Source organism: Mesorhizobium sp. M0185 (genome assembly GCF_040322175.1).
GTDB lineage: Bacteria > Pseudomonadota > Alphaproteobacteria > Rhizobiales > Rhizobiaceae > Mesorhizobium.
Map to the genome: position 1 here is coordinate 1 of NZ_JAMYSY010000001.1, position 17,561 is coordinate 17,561.

15 protein-coding genes are annotated in these 17,561 nt (G+C 61.7%); 3 read left to right on the forward strand and 12 right to left on the reverse strand.

Annotation, left to right across the window (positions count from 1 at the left end):
* Positions 1 to 191: 191 nt before the first annotated feature.
* From NKJ20_RS00005 to NKJ20_RS00025, 5 genes are all read right to left on the reverse strand, one after another.
* The gene (locus tag NKJ20_RS00005; RefSeq protein ID WP_352685570.1) at positions 192 to 875 is read right to left on the reverse strand and encodes an SGNH/GDSL hydrolase family protein; all 684 of its coding nucleotides are present in this window, start codon (positions 873 to 875) and stop codon (positions 192 to 194) included.
* A 90-nt stretch (positions 876 to 965) separates the two neighbouring features.
* On the reverse strand, positions 966 to 1,919 hold the full coding sequence (locus NKJ20_RS00010) for an ABC transporter permease (RefSeq protein ID WP_352685571.1): 954 nt from the start codon (positions 1,917 to 1,919) through the stop codon (positions 966 to 968).
* A gap of 3 nt (positions 1,920 to 1,922) precedes the next feature.
* Positions 1,923 to 2,885: an ABC transporter permease gene (locus tag NKJ20_RS00015; RefSeq protein ID WP_352644219.1), complete on the reverse strand. Its 963-nt coding sequence runs from the start codon at positions 2,883 to 2,885 to the stop codon at positions 1,923 to 1,925.
* An 8-nt stretch (positions 2,886 to 2,893) separates the two neighbouring features.
* Positions 2,894 to 4,405: a sugar ABC transporter ATP-binding protein gene (locus NKJ20_RS00020; RefSeq protein ID WP_352494510.1), complete on the reverse strand. Its 1,512-nt coding sequence runs from the start codon at positions 4,403 to 4,405 to the stop codon at positions 2,894 to 2,896.
* 81 nt (positions 4,406 to 4,486) lie between these two features.
* On the reverse strand, positions 4,487 to 5,566 hold the full coding sequence (locus tag NKJ20_RS00025; protein ID WP_352741872.1) for a substrate-binding domain-containing protein: 1,080 nt from the start codon (positions 5,564 to 5,566) through the stop codon (positions 4,487 to 4,489).
* Positions 5,567 to 5,888: 322 nt separating this feature from the next.
* Here NKJ20_RS00025 and NKJ20_RS00030 point away from each other — a divergent pair, with 322 nt between their 5' ends.
* Positions 5,889 to 6,539: an SGNH/GDSL hydrolase family protein gene (locus tag NKJ20_RS00030; protein ID WP_023675551.1), complete on the forward strand. Its 651-nt coding sequence runs from the start codon at positions 5,889 to 5,891 to the stop codon at positions 6,537 to 6,539.
* Between the two features lie 57 nt (positions 6,540 to 6,596).
* Complete coding sequence (locus tag NKJ20_RS00035; RefSeq protein ID WP_352741874.1) at positions 6,597 to 7,691, forward strand: ROK family transcriptional regulator; 1,095 nt, start codon at positions 6,597 to 6,599, stop codon at positions 7,689 to 7,691.
* A 363-nt stretch (positions 7,692 to 8,054) separates the two neighbouring features.
* Here NKJ20_RS00035 and NKJ20_RS00045 read toward each other — a convergent pair whose 3' ends face one another.
* The 7 genes from NKJ20_RS00045 to iolG form a co-directional block, all read right to left on the reverse strand.
* Positions 8,055 to 9,059, reverse strand: coding sequence for a substrate-binding domain-containing protein (locus NKJ20_RS00045; RefSeq protein ID WP_352494514.1), 1,005 nt, complete (start codon positions 9,057 to 9,059; stop codon positions 8,055 to 8,057).
* A gap of 62 nt (positions 9,060 to 9,121) precedes the next feature.
* On the reverse strand, positions 9,122 to 10,147 hold the full coding sequence (locus tag NKJ20_RS00050) for an ABC transporter permease (RefSeq protein ID WP_502895039.1): 1,026 nt from the start codon (positions 10,145 to 10,147) through the stop codon (positions 9,122 to 9,124).
* 55 nt (positions 10,148 to 10,202) lie between these two features.
* A complete protein-coding gene (locus NKJ20_RS00055) occupies positions 10,203 to 10,952 on the reverse strand; it encodes an ATP-binding cassette domain-containing protein (RefSeq protein WP_352821219.1) in 750 nt (249 codons plus the stop codon).
* Positions 10,953 to 11,250: 298 nt separating this feature from the next.
* Positions 11,251 to 12,216: a hydroxyacid dehydrogenase gene (locus NKJ20_RS00060; protein ID WP_031193884.1), complete on the reverse strand. Its 966-nt coding sequence runs from the start codon at positions 12,214 to 12,216 to the stop codon at positions 11,251 to 11,253.
* The gene (locus tag NKJ20_RS00065) at positions 12,216 to 13,028 is read right to left on the reverse strand and encodes an HpcH/HpaI aldolase family protein (RefSeq protein WP_352741879.1); all 813 of its coding nucleotides are present in this window, start codon (positions 13,026 to 13,028) and stop codon (positions 12,216 to 12,218) included. Before NKJ20_RS00065 ends, NKJ20_RS00060 begins: the two co-directional genes overlap by 1 nt.
* 12 nt (positions 13,029 to 13,040) lie before the next feature.
* Positions 13,041 to 14,477, reverse strand: a complete 1,437-nt coding sequence (locus NKJ20_RS00070) for an NAD-dependent succinate-semialdehyde dehydrogenase (RefSeq protein ID WP_352741881.1) — start codon at positions 14,475 to 14,477, stop codon at positions 13,041 to 13,043.
* A complete protein-coding gene (gene iolG / locus NKJ20_RS00075) occupies positions 14,470 to 15,489 on the reverse strand; it encodes an inositol 2-dehydrogenase (protein WP_352741883.1) in 1,020 nt (339 codons plus the stop codon). Before iolG ends, NKJ20_RS00070 begins: the two co-directional genes overlap by 8 nt.
* Positions 15,490 to 15,621: 132 nt before the next feature.
* Here iolG and iolD point away from each other — a divergent pair, with 132 nt between their 5' ends.
* On the forward strand, positions 15,622 to 17,442 hold the full coding sequence (iolD, locus tag NKJ20_RS00080; RefSeq protein ID WP_502902793.1) for a 3D-(3,5/4)-trihydroxycyclohexane-1,2-dione acylhydrolase (decyclizing): 1,821 nt from the start codon (positions 15,622 to 15,624) through the stop codon (positions 17,440 to 17,442).
* Positions 17,443 to 17,561: the final 119 nt, after the last annotated feature.

A 17,561-nucleotide genomic window follows, 5' to 3' on the forward strand; every position in this document is an offset into this window, starting at 1 on the left:
CTCCGCTAAACACGGGGGCTGCGCGGCGGACACGCCGACGTCACCGCAATGCCACGCCATTTTGCAGAACTTGACGCACACAACTAAATACGGGGTCGAACTCATCGTCCGGCCCCGTATTTTGTGCATCACGGGAGAAGGTGCGACACACTCCGTCGGCCTGTGTGCCGCAAGCCGGCGGGGTTGCAGCTTCAGGCGGCGGTGCTGACGCGGCTTGGCCCAAGAATCGATCTGACCTTGTCGGCGACCGCGCGCCCGAGATCGGCGTTGTTTTCGGCGGTGAAGTGAATGCCGTCGACACCGTCCGTGGTGACGAAATCGCCGGCGTTGAGGAAGTCGATCTTCATGAAATCGGCCATCGCCTTGTACTGCCTGGCCAGATCCCTCGACTTTTCGTGACCGCCGCCGAACATGCCCTCGAACCATGGGTCGGGCATCGGGGTGAGCGGCGGCGGCGCAATTACCAGCGCCTTCGGAGCCGGATAGGGCGTGCCGACACCGCCGGCACTTGTCAGGATCTGCCCGACCAGTTTCGCCATTCCATTGGCGATCTCGTAAGGCGTCCGGCGGAAATAAGACTTGGTGTCGTTGGTGCCGAGCATCACGATGACCAGATCCAGCGGCAGATGGCTGGCGATGGCCGAGGGCAGGTAGCTGGCCCCGTTCAGGCGCGGGTCATTGGGGTCGTCGAGGCAGGTCGTGCGCGCGCTCAAGCCTTCTTCGATAATGTGATAGCCTTCGCCGAGCGCCGCCGCCATCACGCCCGTCCAGCGCTGGTCATAGGGGTAGCGGTAGGTCGGTGACCCCTCCTTGACCGGAACCCAGCCCCAGGTCAGCGAGTCGCCATAGCACATGATGTTTTTTGGCGGTGACATCTATGTCTCTCCATCTGTTTACAATTGTCTGAACGCGCGGTTTGTCGGTCTCGGCCAGCGCCGGGCGGTGTTGCCTTTCGCTGTCTCAAGTCATGGGGTTCGCACGCGCACTCCGTAGAAGATCGCCGCGCCGAGGATGATGACGCCCTGGGCGATGAGCTTGCCGGGCTCGTCGATGCCGAGCACCGTCATCACCACGAACAGCAGCGCAAAACACAGCGCACCGAAGAATGGCCCCCAGACGCCGCCGTCGCCGCGGCCGAAGACGACGCCGCCAAGGATCGTTGCCGCGACGGCCAGGATCGGCAGATCGAGGCCCACGCGGACGCTCCCAACGGCAATCGAACCGGTCTGCACCAGAGCCGCGATCGCCGCGATCAGGCCGGCGAGCGCATGCGCCAAGATGACGGTGCGCTGAACCGGCACGCCGGAAAAATGGGCGGCTTCGGCATTCTCCCCGACCGAGGCCACATAGCGGCCAAACACCGTCTGCGACAGCAGCAGCGACACTGCGGCGGTCAGCAGGATCCAGAACAGAACCGGCGTCGGAACCGACAGGAATTTCGTGTTGTAGAGGTCGTTGAACAGCTTCGGCACGTCGCCGGGTGGATTGCCGCTCGACAGGAACTGCACCAGCCCGACCAGGATGATGCTGACCGCCAGCGTGACGATCACCGCTGATACCCGCCGGTTGCCGATCATGAAGCCGTTGAACAGGCCGATGACGAGGCCGGTGGCGAGCGCCAACACGACGAAGAATGGCAGCGACGCGCCGGGGAAGCTGCCCGACGAGATGAAATAGTTGATCAAGAGGATGATGCCGCCGCCGGAGAGGTCGATCGACTTCACCCGCATGACGACGAGTTGCCCCAGCACCAGGATGCCAAGCGGAACGATCTGCCGGATGAAGATGCCCATGATGTTGAGGTTGAGCATGTTCGGCCGCGCGATCCACAGTGTGGCCAAAAGCACGATGAAAACAAAATAGGACGGCGGGATGCGCAGCAGGCGCCGGGCGATCGGACTTGCAAGAACGGCAGCCATCGCTCAGAGCCCCATTTTCTTGCGGGATTGCAGCCCGACCACCGCCAGCAGGATGCCGCCCTTGATCGCGGTCTGGACAAAGGGCGAGACGTTGGCAAGGTTCATGCCGTTGGCCAGCAGCGCCATCACCAGCGCGCCGATCACCGTGCCGTGCAGGCTGCCGATGCCGCCGGAAAGCTGAGTGCCTCCAAGGGCTACGGCGGTGACGGTGTCGAGCTCGAAAAGAAGCCCGACATTCGGATCGCCCGACACGATGCGCCCGGCCAGGAAGACACCGGCAACGGCCGCGAAACAGGAGCAGACCACATAGGCGAGGATGATGTTGCGACGGTCGGAGACGCCGAAGTTGCGGGCCGCACTCTCGGCACCGGAAGCGATGCCGCCACCGATCGCGAACAGATGCAGCCCGTACCGCGATCCGTAGAGCAGTTTCCAGCCCACCAGGATCACGACGATCCCCCAGAAAACCGGATAGGGAATGCCGAGGAAACTGCCGGAAACGGCAGCGATGACGATTTCCGGCACGGTGCCGCCGGAGACGGGACGTAAGATGCGCGTGATGCCAAGCACGATATACTGCGTCGACAGCGTCGCGATGATCGGATGGACGTTGAAGCGGGTGATCGCCAGGCCGTTGATCAACCCGATGAACGCGGCCAGCAGAAAGACCGCCGGGATCAGCACGATCGCCGGCTGGTCCAGCGCCAGCACCGCCGTCGTGAAGCTGATGACCGAGCCGACGGACAGGTCGAGCCCGCCGATCAGCACGACGATGAGCTGTCCGAGCGCCGCGATGATCAGCGGCATCGCCTGGGCAACCAGGTTGAAAAGGTTTTCGGCCGTGGCGAACTGTGTCGTCTCGACGGTCAGCCACAGCGAAATGAGCAAGGCGACCAGCAGCGGCAGGCCCCACAGGCCCTGTCGTGTGTTCCGGCCACTCAGGATGTTGAACAGCGAATGATACATGGAAGCCCCTAATGCTGGCGCGTGGAGCCGCCCATCAGGGCCGCGTCGAGGATCTTGTGTTCCGTCGCCTGCGCCGCCGGCATTTCGGCAACGATGGTGTCGTGGTGGACGACGTAGATGCGGTCGCAGAGCCCAATCAACTCGATCGTCTCGCGCGACAACACCAGCACCGCGCCGCCCTTGCGGGTGAAGTCGCGCAGCAGGTGGTAGATCTCCGACTTGGCGCCGATGTCGACGCCGCGGGTCGGCTCCTCCACCAGCAGAAGATCGAGATCCGCGGCGAGGTAGCGGCCGAGCAGAACCTTTTGCTGGTTGCCGCCCGATAGGGAGGCGACCGGAGCGGATGGACCTACCGCCTTTATGTTCATGACCTCCATCAAGCGGGCGATAACGCTTCGATAGGATCGCGCCGACGCAAGTTCGGATCGCCTCGAATGCAATCCGATGGCAATGTTGTGGGCGATCGGCAGGGCGAGAAAGAGCCCCTCTTCCTTGCGGTCTTCGGGAACGAAACCGACCTTCAGCTGCTGCAAATGGCGAACGCCTGATGATGTCGAGAGCGGCATCTTGAGCGCTTTGCCGTTGATGGAAATCGTCCCCGCAAAGGGATGGTAGCGGCCGATCAGCGATCTCAGGAAGCGCTGCTGGCCCTGCCCCTCCAGCCCTGCCAAAGCGACGATCTCACCCTTGTGCAAAGTCAGCGACAGCGGCTGCGATGTCTCGGTGATCCTGAGGTTTTCGACGCGCAGGATCTCGTCGCCCTTGTCGCCCGTGCGATCGGGAAAAAGGTCCTGGAGTTCGCGTCCGACCATCATGGCGATGAGTTCGTCGGTGGTGATCTCGGATACCACCCTGGTGCCGACCAGCGCGCCGTCCTTCAGCACCGTGACCGTGTCGCACAGCTCGAAGATCTCCTCCATGCGATGCGAGATGTAGACAACAGCCTTTCCCTTATCGCGCAGCCGGCGGATGTTGCGGTTGAGCACATCGACGTCGGCCGCGTTCAGCGCCGCCGTCGGCTCGTCCAGGATGAGCACGCTGGCGTCCGCCTGGATGCAATGCGCGATCTCGACGAATTGCCGCTCGGCGATCGTCAGGTTGGAGACGAGTTGTGATGGGTCGAGGGTGAGGCCGAGTTCGCCAAGCGCCTTGGCGGTCTGGCTGCTCATCTCGGGATAGTCGATCGAGCCGAACCGGGTCGTCGGCTCCCGGCCGAGAAACATGTTCTCTGCGATCGACAGATTGGGCAGCAGCGAGTGCTCCTGGAAAACGGTCGAAATGCCGGCATCCAGCGCGTCGCGCGGCGACTTCAGATCGAGCTTTTCCCCGTTCATGAAGATTTCGCCGGAATCGGGCTGATGCACGCCCGCCAGGATCTTCATGAGCGTCGATTTCCCGGCGCCGTTCTCCCCCATCAGGGCGTGGACGCTGCCCGCCTTCAGATCGAGGGAAACGGAGTGGAGCGCCTTGCTCCCTCCGAACGCCTTCGAAATGTGGGACATCTCGATAAGATTGGTCACGAAACCCTCGAACGAACCGGATTCGACAGATGGAACGGCCTGCGGGGAATGCTTGTCCACTCCCCGCCAGCCACGGCGCCGTCACTTCTTGCCGTAATATTCCTTGAGCTTGTCCACCGGCAGTTCGCTCGGCCACCAGACATTGGCCGTCAAATCGTCGCGATAGTATTTGGCAGCCTTGTCCTTGTCCCAGCCGTCGGGGTTGTAGACATAGCGCTTGTAGAGCTGCTGACCCTCAAGCAGCGCAACAGCGGCGCGCACGCCGGCGGCGCCCTGGGCGGGGCTGTATTCGGGAGAGATCGACTTGAATCCGTCCGTGATCCACTGGCCGAAATAGCCATTGTTGCCCTCGCCCGAAATCGGTGGAATGGGCGTGCCGAACTGCTTGAAGACGTCGACGCAGGCGCGTGTCATGTCGGCGCCGGACGACCAGATGCCGTCGACCTGCGGATTGTTCAGATAGAGTGTCTCGCACAGCTTCTTGGCCTTGTCGTACTGCCAGTCGCCATGCTCCTCGGCGGTGATCTGCACATGCGTGCCCTTGAGCGATTCCAAGAGGCCGTTGTAGCGGTTAGTGTCTTCCGGATGGCCGGCCAGGCCACGCAGGACCCAGATCTTGCCGTTGTCGCCGACGGTCTTCACCAGCCAGTCGCCCATCACCTTGCCGAAATGTTCGGCGCCGCCCTGGATTTCGGTGGTGTAGGCATCGGAATCGATGCGGCCGGTATGAAGAATGACGGGGATGCCGGCGGCGACCGCCTTGGCGATGCTGGCGTTGGCCGATGTGCTGGTCACCGGCTGAACGATGATCGCGTCGACATGTTGCGCGATCAGATCCTCGATATCGGCCACCTGCTTCTTCTGGTCGAAGCCGGCATCGAGCAGGATGAACTTCGAGATGCGCTTGTCCTTTGCTGCGGCATTTTCCGCCTCGTGCGCCACCTGCACGGTCCAGGTGTTTGCGTTGACGCCGAAGTCGCTCATTCCGATGACCCAGGGCGGGTCCTTCTTGAACGCACCGGCCGCGGTCATGCGCGTGTCGTCGGGGCGCGGCGCGACGCCGTCCATCAGCTTGACATCTTCCGCATGCGCCAGGGATGTTACGGCAAGCGCTGATACAACGAGCACTCCCAGACTGACGGTTTTCAGCAATCCTAACATTGAATTCTCCTCCTTGTGGTTGCCCCGGCCGTACGAATGCGTACGGCCGCGAGACGCTCTCCCAATGCACGCTCGTCGTCGCAAACCGACCGATGCACGCAATTCTCCCGCCCCCGAACACATGCGTGTCGAGGTCCAACCTGGGCTGGACGATGATGACGGTTGAGAACTCCTCCGGGCACTTTAGAAGCACAGCGGATTCGGCCTGTCAATAGTTAGTCATGTTGAATGACTATTCCCTTGCTTGCCTTTCACCGCTCCTCTATCCATCATGAATGGCGCTCGCCGGCTTCGGCGCGCTGTCAGTCCCGGCGGGAAAAACATGCGATCAGTATTGTGCTACGGCGACTCCAACACGCACGGCCAGATCCCCGGCAGGGGGCCGCTCGAGCGCTATGGTCCCGATGAGCGTTGGCCGGGGATACTGCGTGCACAGCTGGGGGCCGATTGGTATGTCATCGAGGAAGGATTGAGCGGTCGCACCACCGTCCATGACGATCCGATCGAGGGAGCACACAAGAACGGCCGAACCTATCTTCGCCCTTGCCTGCAGAGCCATGCGACGCTCGACCTCGTCATCATCATGCTCGGCACTAACGACCTGAAGATCCGCTTCAACAAGCCGCCGTCGGAAGTGGCGATGGGGATCGGCTGCCTCGTTTACGACATCAAGGAGCTGGCGCCAGGTCCGGGCGGCACCACGCCCGAAATCATGATCGTGGCGCCGCCGCCGATGCAGGACGACGTCAAGGAATGGAAGTCCATCTTCGCCGGCGCGCCGGAGAAATCGCGCCTGCTGGCGCTCGAGTTCGAGGTTCTGGCGGACTCGCTCGAACTGCACTTTTTCGATGCCGGCTCGGTGGTATCCTGCAGCGAAGCGGACGGGTTTCACATCGATGCCGAAGCCCACAGATTGCTGGGCACGGAGCTGGCCCGCGCGGTCGACGCCATCGGCTGGAGCCGCTCGACATGAGCAACCAAATCGCTGCCAGGCAACGCGCTCTTACCGACGGGGCGACCCTTGCCTGACATGAGATTCGCACCACCCAATCCCTTGCGCATCGCGGATCGTGCGAGCGGGCTGAATGCGTTGAGCGTCCGCAGCTACAATGAGCGGCTGGTGCTATCGTTGCTGCTTCAGAACGAAGGCATTTCGCGGATGGAAATCGGCGAGAAGACCGGCCTGTCGGCGCAGACGGCCTCGGTCATCGTCCGCTCGCTCGAGCAGGAAGGCCTGGTCTCGCAGGGCGAGGCGCAGCGCGGCCGCGTCGGGCCGCCCACCATCCCGCTTTCGCTCAATCCGGAGGGCGCCTATGCGGTCGGCGTCGGCTTCAGCCGGCGCAGGATCGACATCGCGCTCATCGACTTCATCGGCACCGTGCGCTTCCACAAGCAGCTGCCGGCGGATGAAGCCAATCCCTTTCCGCAAAGCAGCGATTTGCTGGGAGCGATCGGGCAGGCCATGACGAGCCTGCCGATCGAGGCGCGCGGCCGGGTCGCCGGCATCGGGCTGGCTGTTCCCGACGAAGTCGACGCCATGGCTGCAATCCGCAACGGATCGAGCACCTCCTTGAAGGCTCTGCAAGGCGAGATCGAAGAGCAGAGCAAGCTGCCGGTTTTCGTGCAGAACGACATCACCGCGGCAGCCGGCGGCGAGAGCATGTTCGGCGTCGCAAAGCCGCTGAACGACTATTTGTTCTTCTATCTCGGCGCGAGACTACAAAGCAGGCTTATCCTCAATCACCAGATCTACAAGGGAAACTCCAGCGCAAGCTTCGATCATGGCCTTGTGCGCCTGGAGAGCGAACTGACCGAGCGCGGGCGCCCGTCCCAAATCATCTGGAGCAGCAACCCGGAGTGGCCTGATCTCGGAGAGGCCTACAGCGAATGGCTGGGGGAATGCTCCAATCGCCTGAAAGCGTCGATTTCGGCGCTGACCCAGTTTGTTGAGTTCAGGACGGTCGTCCTGTCCAGCTATGCGCCGCGGAAAATCGCCAAGGCGTTGTGCGCCGACATCAACCGCGAATTCGTCACCATCGAAGCGTTGCCGGCGCGGGTCACCATCAGCCCGAAGGCCGTGGGAGCGGCGAGCCTACCGTTCAGCTCGCGCTTCATGATCCAGTGATTGTGCCCGAACCGCTCTGTCTAGCCGACCCAGGCGTTCGCCTCGCTTCTGCTAAAACAGCCTCACATTACCACTTAGGTTGTCCTCAAGGGCCGTTCGGAATTCCCGCCCGAATACCCCGGCATGGAGCGAGCGGGCGTTCGATGAGACCAAACCGGCCTTTGGTTGGCCCATGAGCGCCGCGGCTGCACCGGAGACGTCGTTGGAGTTCCGTCAAGCGATGGCGGCCCTTCCGGCATCTGTTTTCGTCGTGACGACGGCGGGTCGCGCTGGAAGGGCCGGCATGACAGCGACGGCCGTTTGCGGATCGGCCGTAGGTCGGCCATGAAATAGAAGGCGGGATGTCTCCCGCCCCCTTTTTTATTACTTCGCGATGCAGGTGGCGACCGTCTCCGGCGTGCAGACGTCGAGGCCGGTGTAGGTCGGATCGGTCGGAGCAGGCTTGCCGTCCTTCATGTCCTTGAGCGCAAACATCGTCTTGTAGCCCATTTCGAACGGACGCTGACCGACCTGGCCGAGGGAGTATCCTTCCTTCATCTGGTCAATCTGCGTGGGCAAGGTATCGGCAACGACAAGGGCCAGTTCCTTCTTGGCGATCTTGTCCTTGTAGGGATCGACCGCAGCACGGTTCGCGTCCGGGACAAATTGCGGGAAGCCGCCGGTCGGCACGAATGCGTCAAGGTTCGGCATCTTCGCCATGTAGTCCTGGAACTGCTGTACCGAAAGCGGAAAGTCGTCGTTTGTATAGAGCGGGCAGCCTGGCGCCTCGGTCCAGCCGTTCTGACCGGTCAAGGGATCGCCGGGCGAAGCGGCTGACTTGGTCCCGGAGAGCGTGTCGCGGATGCCCTGCATGCGCTCGTTATGGTTTGCTGCAGCTGCGCCACCCGACTGGATGCAGATGGTGCCGCCTTTCGGCTTGATCGTCTGCACGATCTTGGCGAGGTTCACGCCAATCTCGTAGTTGTGCGTTCCGACATAGGCGGCGCGCAGGTCCTTGTTCTCGGGCAGCACGTCCGCGTCCCAGGTCAGAACAGGAATACCAGCTTCCTTCGCGGCTTGCAGAGCGACGGCCATGGCTGCCGCGTTCGCCGGTGCAACGGCGATGCCATCGACCTTCTTGGCAACCAGATCCTGCACGATCTGAACCTGTTCCTCACCGCCACCGTGCTCGCCGGGTCCGATGTACATGCACTCGAATGCGCCGTTGGACTCGGCCTCTGCTTTCTTGCAGCCATCACGAGCCTGGTCGAAATATGGGTTGTTCATGTTCTTCGGCACCAGCGCGAATACGAGTTTCTGCTGGGCGTAGGCCTGCCCCGCCGTCAGGGCGGACGCGGCAACCGCCGCCGCCAAAAGATATTTCTTCATCGATGTTCCTCCGTTTGCTGTGTTCACCTCAGGATATTCCACCGGCATAAGCCGGCAGAGCTCTAGCCACGCTTGATGGTGAAGAAGGACTTCAGCGATTTGCCGGAAGTACCCAGACCCAGAAGCACAGCGAGAATTATGAAGATGCCGACAAAGGCACCCTGCCAGTTGGAATCGATGCCTGCCATCAATAGGGCGTTGCGGATGACCTCGAGGAAGGCCGACCCGATGACCGCGCCGAAGGCTGTGCCGTAGCCCCCCATCAGGTTTGCGCCGCCGATAACTGTGCCGGCGATGACGCGCAATTCATACCCGGTGCCGACGGCGTTGATCGCCGAACCGCTATAGCCAAGCAGCAGCAGGGATGCGATCGAGGCGCAGAAGGACGAGAAAACATACGCCTGGAACTTGATCCGATCGACGGGCACGCCCGTCATGCGTGCCGCATTCTCGTTACCGCCGATCGCGAACAGATGGCGGGCCCACGCGGTGAAGATGAATACCCAGCCGAGGGCTAGCGCCATGATCACCATCACCCAGAAATGGGACGAGAACTGCGGTATCCAGTAAGGAGCCCATCCCTCCAGCGAGTGCACCGGCCACTTCGCTTGGCCGATCGCTTTCACGATCGGCGCGTCAGGTCCGAACTGGTAGAGCATCTGGTTGCCTGACAGCACCACGGCAAGTGAACGAGCGATCGACAACATGCCGAGTGTGACCACGAAGGACGGCATGCCGATATAGGCGACGAAAAAGCCGTTGAACGCGCCGCAGGCAACTCCAGCGAGAAGGCCGGAGGCGAACGCCACGTACCAAGGATAATGCCAGGTCAGTAGAAGACCGGCCACGATGGCCACGAGGCCCATGACTGACCCAACGGAAAGATCGATCCCGCCCGTAATCAACACCACGGTCATGCCCAGGCCCATGATGGCGATCAGCGCGAAATTCCGGGTGATGTTGGTTGCGTTTTCGGCTGTGCCGAAGCTCGGTTCCAACACTGCCATAAACGCGACAAGGACGAAGAGCGCGACCGAGACCCAGAAGGCCTGGCTACTTCTCAACTTCTGAAGCGCAGTTTGTTCCATGATGCCGACGACGTCGGCAATCGAGGCGTGGCTTTCCTGGATCGCTTCGGGTTGACTAGGCTGCACGGATCGCTCCCGTGATTAGTCCGGTGATTTCTTCCGGAGATGTCTGAAGGGTGGGTTTGTCGGCAACCTTCGTTCCGCGCCGTAGAACGACGATGCGATCGCACACGGCAAAAACGTCTGGCATGCGGTGGCTAATCAGGATCACCGCGACACCGCGCGCTTTCATGCGCCGGATCAATTCCAGGACCTCAGCAACTTGGCGCACGGAAATCGCAGCGGTCGGTTCGTCCATAATGACGAGTCTGGCGTTGGACAAACGGGTCCGTGAAATCGCAATTGCCTGGCGCTGACCGCCCGACATTTTTTTTACGAGATCGCGTGGCCGCGTTTCTGACTTCAGTTCGCCGAACAGCTCCGCGGAGCGATCGATCATCGCCTGCTTATCGAGTATTCGGAAAGGCCAGATGCCCTTTTTGAGTTCTCGGCCTAGAAACACGTTCTGCGCGGCGGTTAGATTGTCCGCCAGCGCGAGATCCTGATACACGACCTCGATCCCCTCGGCGCGAGCATCGAGCGGCTTATGGAAGTGGCAGGCCTTGCCGCCGACTCTGATCTGCCCTTCGGTCGGGGGAAAATTTCCCGAAATCAGTTTGACCATTGTCGACTTGCCGGCGCCGTTGTCCCCCATCAGGCCGGCCACTTCACCGGGTTCGATCGAAAAGCTGACGTCGGACAGCGCGCGGATTGCTCCGAAGCTTTTGCCGACGCCCTGCACTTCAAGCAAAGACACGTGGTTCATCCTCCCATGGACCGGCGGCTCTTGGAGTCTCGCCTCGCCTCATTTTGCAACGGAAATTGCATATGAAGTTCTTGTGCAACAATGCTTATTGCAGAGTTTTATAATTTGCAACAAATATTTTCGATGTCAATTAACTAACTGTTTTTAATATGATATGTTTTTGCGCGACTTCATGCCGAATCGCTTTCAAGCGATTGCCCAAATGCGGCATCTGCTTTGTTGCAACGGTTTCCTGTTGCACCGGACTGACAGACCTTGGGTAGCGGCTTCCGGTGGTTGCTTAGCGGCTGCGATGCTATCAATGGCCGTTCAGCTCCTTGCCGTTGACCACGAGCATCGGGTCGATCCTGCTCTCGAAGAAATCGAGCACATTGCGCACAGCTGACACGGCCATCCGTTCACCGCATTCGGCGGTGAGGCCGGCAATATGCGGCGACAGGATCACCTGATCGCAGGACAGAAGCGGATTGTCGGCGGCGGGGGGTTCCTCGTCGAACACGTCGAGGCCAGCGGCCGCCACCTTGCCAGACGCAAGGGCTGCAAGAAGTGCCTTTTCGTCGACGACGCCGCCGCGCGCGGTGTTCACGAGCCAGGCTCCCGGCTTCAGAAGGGCGAACTCGCGCTCGCCGATCACAGGAGCATCGCCCTTGGGAGCATGGACGGAAATCGCATCCGCCCATTGAAGGGCCGACGCCAGATCGGAGACGGCTTTAGCAGGGCCTTCCGGCCATCCGATTTTTTCGAGATACGGATCGTAGGCGGCGACTTCCATGGAAAAGGCAGCCGCCATCTTCGCGAGATGCCGGCCGATGCGGCCGTAGCCAAGAATCAGCAGGCGCTTGCCGGCCAGTTCCGAAGCTTCCAGCCGGTTGCGCCAATTCCACACACCCTCGCGAACTGACCGGTCGCCGCGCACAGCATGCTTGGCGCAGGCAAGGAGCATCATCATCGCGTGCTCGGCGACAGATATGGAATTGACGTCTCCGACGACGGCGAGCGTGATCCCACGCTTGTTGAGGGACGGCAAATCGACAGAGTCGTAGCCGACACCGTGGCGGGACACGATCCGGAGCCTGTGCCCCATCTCAACGGTCGCCGCCGAGAGAGGCTGTGTGCGGATCACCAGCCCGTCGGCCTTGTCGATCAGCGGGGCATAACTTGGCTCGGAGACTTCCTCCACGTAATCGTAGGTGATGCCGGCGGCCTGTTCGAGCAAGGAAATTCCAGCCGGATGGAGTTTCCCGGCAACTAGAACATGCGGCATCAGTACCCTCCCTTGGAACCGGCGCTGACGCTTGATCCGCCCGTGAGTTCCCTGAACTTTTTGACGTTCGCTTCCGCCGCACCGGCCAGCATGCGCACGTCGTTGGAGACGGTGGTCATGTTGTAGCCCCACCCGATCGCACGCGCCGCGTAAGCCGGAGTTCCACAGTGCAATGCCGCGGCTATGCCGGCTTTTTTGCAGGCCGCCACGATATGCTGGATGGCCTCGATCATCTCCGGTTCTTCGCGGTCGAAGGCAGGCGGCAAGCGGCCCTGGGTCATGCCGAGGGTCAGGTCGGCCGGACCAACGTAGATCCCGTCCAGTCCAGGGGTCGAAGCGATCGCGTCGAGATTGTCCATCGCCTCGGCCGTCTCAACCATGGCAAAGGCAAGTATCTCGCCATTGGATTCAGAAGCGTAATTGGCACCGGCCGCGAAATTCACACGTGTCGGACCAAAGCTTCGGCTGCCGAGTGGCGGATAGCGCACGTAGCTGACAAACTCGGCCGCCTGTTCGGCGGTATTCACCATCGGACAGATGACGCCGTAAGCACCTGCGTCGAGCACTTTCATGATGATGCCTGGCTCCAGCCAAGGCACCCTGACGAGCGGCACCGTAGCGGAGGCACGCATCGCCTGGAGCATTGGCAGCAGGCCGCTGTAATCGAGCGCTCCATGTTGGAGGTCGACGCCGATGCAGTCGTAACCTTGCGCCGCCATGATCTCGGCGGTGAAACTGTTGCCGATCGAAAGCCAGCCATTGATGGTCGGCTTCCCATCGGCCCAAAGCTGCTTGAGCCTGTTCTTGATCATGAAAAACGCTCCTTAGAATACGATTTGAGCCAGCTTGGTATCGAGATAGTCCCGGATACCTTCCGCGCCGCCTTCCCGGCCCATGCCGGAATGGTTGGTCCCGCCGAACGGCGCCTCGGAAGCCGCTAGCGCAAAGCTGTTGATGCCGACCATTCCGGCCTTGAGCGTCGCGACAACTCTGCGGGCGCGCCCCGCATCCCGGGTGAAGGCATAGGCAGAAAGCCCCATCTTCGAGGCGTTTGCCCGACCCAGGACCTCCTCTTCGGACGAGAAACGGGTGATGGCCGCGATCGGACCAAAATTCTCCTCGGCAAACACGGTCATGTCGTCAGCAACATCGGTAAGGACCGTCGGCTCAAAGAAATGACCGGCGTTGAACGCCGGCGAGCGGCGGCCGCCTGCGGCAATCCTGGCACCGGCCTTTTCCGCGTCGGTAACGATTTGTTCGATTTCGTCGGTCCTCCTGGCATTGATCAAGGGGCCCATCTGCACCGTCGGATCGAGACCATCACCCAGCTTCAGGGCCTTCGCCCGCGTGACGAACCCGTCGACGAAAGCATCATGGACCTTTTCGTGAATGAAAAAGCGGTCTGGCGTGACGCAAACCTGCCCGGCATTGGCGAACTTCGTGGGCACGGACACGTTGAGCGCCCTTTCGATATCCGCGTCGTCGAAGACGATGAGAGGCGCGTTACCGCCAAGCTCCATCGACACCTTCTTCACCGTATCGGCTGCGTCGCGCAGCATTTGCTGCCCGACCCGTGTAGACCCGGTCAGCGAAACCTTGCGCACAAGCGCCGACGCCATCAGCGGCACGTAGGTTGTGGCCGTGGACCCGACGAGAAGACCGACCGTGCCTGGGGGGAGCCTGCCCGCACGCAGGCAGTCGATCATCACCATCGCGACCCCTGGCGTCTGGCTCGAAGGCCGAAGGATGGCCGAACAACCGGCGGCAAGCGCCGGGGCGACCTTGCGGGCGACGAGCGCGGCCGGAAAATTCCATGCCGTAAAGGCCGCCACGACGCCGATCGGCTCATGCAGCACTTCGAAGCGACCTCCGGGGACACGGCTCTCGATGATACGGCCATAAACACGCCGAGCCTCCTCGGCGTACCACCGGAACTGATCCGTCGCCAGAACCCACTCGCGTTCGGATTGGGCAATGGGCTTGCCCGTCTCCAGCGTAATCATGCGGGCGGCTTCGTCCTTGCGCCGGCCCATTTCGTCGGCGATAGCGTGAAGCGCGTCGGCGCGCTCGAACGCGCTCTTTGCTCGCCAGGCAGAAAGGCCACGTTCGGCGGCCGCCAAGGCAGATTGTGTATCGTCCAGCGTCGCGGTTGGAGTGTCGCCCAGTGAGCGTTCGGTGACGGGACTGGCTACGGTCGCCGTGCTTCGGTCGGAAGCGGCGCGCCATTCACCGTCGATGAAAAGTCCGTATTTGTCATACATTGCCGTCACCGATCTCGCTGGTGCTGACCACCCGACGCTCTGCGACAGATTTGATCGCTGCTTCGGCGAGGACCAGCGCAAGGCGTCCGTCCTCGAATAAGACCGACGGCTGGCGTCCATTTTCGATGGCGTCGACGAAGTCGTCGATTTCAGCGTTGAACGCTTCCCTGTATCGCTCGATAAAGAAGTGAAGGTATGGCTGCGCCCGATCGCTCAGCCCATCGGCATAGATACGGGCCTCATGCGCGCGTCGGTTCTCGGAAATCGCCATGCCGGCCGATCCGAAAGCCTCGACGCGCTGATCGTATCCATAGACCGCGCGTCGTGAGTTGTTGATGATGCACTGCTTGCCGCTGGCGGTGCGCAAAACCACGGTCACCGTATCCCAGTCATTCGTCTCGGCCATCAGGTCCGGGTCGACCAGCCGGCTGCCGGTCGCAAAGACCTCAACGGGCTCTTCACCGAGCATGAAGCGAGCCATGTCAAAATCGTGGATTGTCATGTCGCGAAATATGCCGCCGGACACGCGTATGTAGGCAGCTGGCGCCATGCCAGGATCCCGCGACGTGATGATCACCTGGTGGAGCTCGCCGAGCTCGCCACTCTGGATAGCCGCCCGCACCGCAGCATGCCCGGGATCGAAGCGGCGGACGAAGCCAATCATGATGGGCAGCTTGCTTCCACGGATGTTCGCGGCACAGCGATCGACACGCATCAGGTCAAGGTCGATGGGCTTCTCGCACAACACTGGCTTTCCGGCCGCCACTGCCCGCTCAATGTAGTCGACATGGGTATCGGTGGCCGTCGCGATCAACACGGCGTCCACATCGTCCGTGTCAAACATGGCGTCGGCCGAGTCCAACGCGGGAAGGCCGAGCATGGCTGACACTTCGTCGGCGGCGGCGCGATTGACGTCATACACCGCCGCCAGTTTCGTTCGTGGGTGTGCAGCGATATTGGCCGCATGCATGCGCCCGATGCGCCCGCAACCGAGCACGCCAATTCTCAGCATTGCATTCCTCCGCAACAATATTTTTGCAATGATCGTTGCAAAGAGGTTGATTTGTCAATGACTATTTCGTAATAGTCTGCACAACGGAAATTCGCCAGGGAGGAAGCGATGACGAAGACCATTCGTCTGACCATGACGCAGGCGCTCGTGCGCTATTTAAGCAATCAATTCACCGTTATCGACGGCAGCAAGGCTCCGCTGTTTGCGGGCGTGTTCGCCATTTTCGGTCACGGCAATGTCACCTGCCTGTCCGAGGCCTTGGAGGCCGCGCAGGACGTCCTGCCAACATGGCGCGGCCAGAACGAGCAGTCGATGGCACTGGCTGCGATCGGGTTCGCGAAAGCGAAGCGCCGGCGCCAGATCATGATCGCCGCTACCTCTATCGGCCCGGGCGCTCTGAACATGGTGACCGCCGCAGGCGTCGCCCATTCAAATCGGCTTCCGGTACTGATGCTTGCCGGCGACACCTTTGTCAGCCGCCGGCCGGATCCGGTGATGCAGCAGGTCGAGCACTTCGGCGATCCTACAGTAAACGTCAACGACGCGTTCAAGGCGGTGACTCGCTACTGGGACCGTATTGTCCATCCCGAACAGATCATCTCCTCGCTGCCCCAGGCGGTCGCGGTTCTGCTTGATCCGGCCGACTGCGGGCCGGCTTTCATCGCCCTTCCCCAAGACGTGCAGGAGGTCGTCTGGGATTATCCCGAGTCCTTCTTCGAACCCACGGTCCATGCGATTCCGCGCCCCCGGCCGGATCGCGCGCGTCTCGAAGAGGCGGTGCGTCTTCTCAAGGCGGCAAAGCGTCCGCTGATCATTTCAGGCGGCGGCGTGCGTTACTCCGGTGCGGAGGCCGCTGTTGCGAAATTCGCCGAGGCGCGCGGTATTCCGCTTGCCGAAACCATCGCCGGTAGGGGCACGGTGACGCACGACCATCCTGCCCATGTCGGGCCCATTGGCATCGTCGGCTCGACATCGGCGAACGCGCTTGCGGGTGAGGCCGATGTGATCCTGGCCGTCGGCACGCGGCTCATGGACTTCACGACGGGATCGTGGAGTGCGTTCAGCCCCGACGCCAAATTCGTCTCGATCAACGCCGCGCGGTGGGATGCCACGAAGCACCGGGCTCTCGCCGTGGTCGGCGATGCGCTGGAAACCATCAACGAGGTCGAGGCCGCGCTCGGTGACTGGAAAGCCGAAAGCGGCTGGACCGAAAAAGGCAAGGTCGAGTTTGCCAAGTGGAACACCGCGCTCGACGGATTCCAAAAACCCACGAATGACCCGGTTCCGACTTACGCGCAGGTCGTCGGCGTGGTCAACGCGAAGGCCGGCGAGCGGGATCTGCTGATCACCGCGGCAGGCGGGCTTCCCGGGGAAGTCATGAAGAACTGGCGCGTGAAAGAGCCGAACACCTTCGACTGCGAGTTCGGATTTTCCTGCATGGGCTATGAGATCTCAGCCGGATGGGGTGCGGCGATGGCGGATCCGAGCCGCACGCCAATCGTGATGATCGGCGACGGCACCTACATGATGATGAATTCCGACGTCTACTCATCGGTCCTCGCCGGCCACAAGATGATCCTGATCGTCTGTGACAATGGCGGTTATGCGGTGATCAACCGGCTGCAGAATGCCAAGGGCGGCGCGTCGTTCAACAACATGATCAAGGATTGCCGGGTCAAGGAGCCGTTTTCGGTCGACTTCGCCAAGCACGCCGAGGCCATGGGCGCCCTCACGCGGCGGGTAGAGAGCCTTGCGGATCTCGGCCAGGCTGTGGAGTGGGCCAAAGGGACGGATCGCACCACCGTGATCACCATCGTCTCCGATGGCTACACCTGGACACCCGGCGACGCCTGGTGGGATGTCGGCGTGCCGCAGGTCAGCGAGCGGGCCGAGGTGCGCGAGGCCCATTCGATTCAAGCCGAAGGCCGCAAACGGCAGCGCATCGGAGTCTAGGTTTTTCGGACGCCCCCTGGGGCGTCCTCTGCCGGAACGATGCCACACTCCCTGAGCATTGTTCCGGCAGTTTTTTCGCGGCGCCAAAAGTGGGCGGCGGCAGCTGGAATGATGATGGA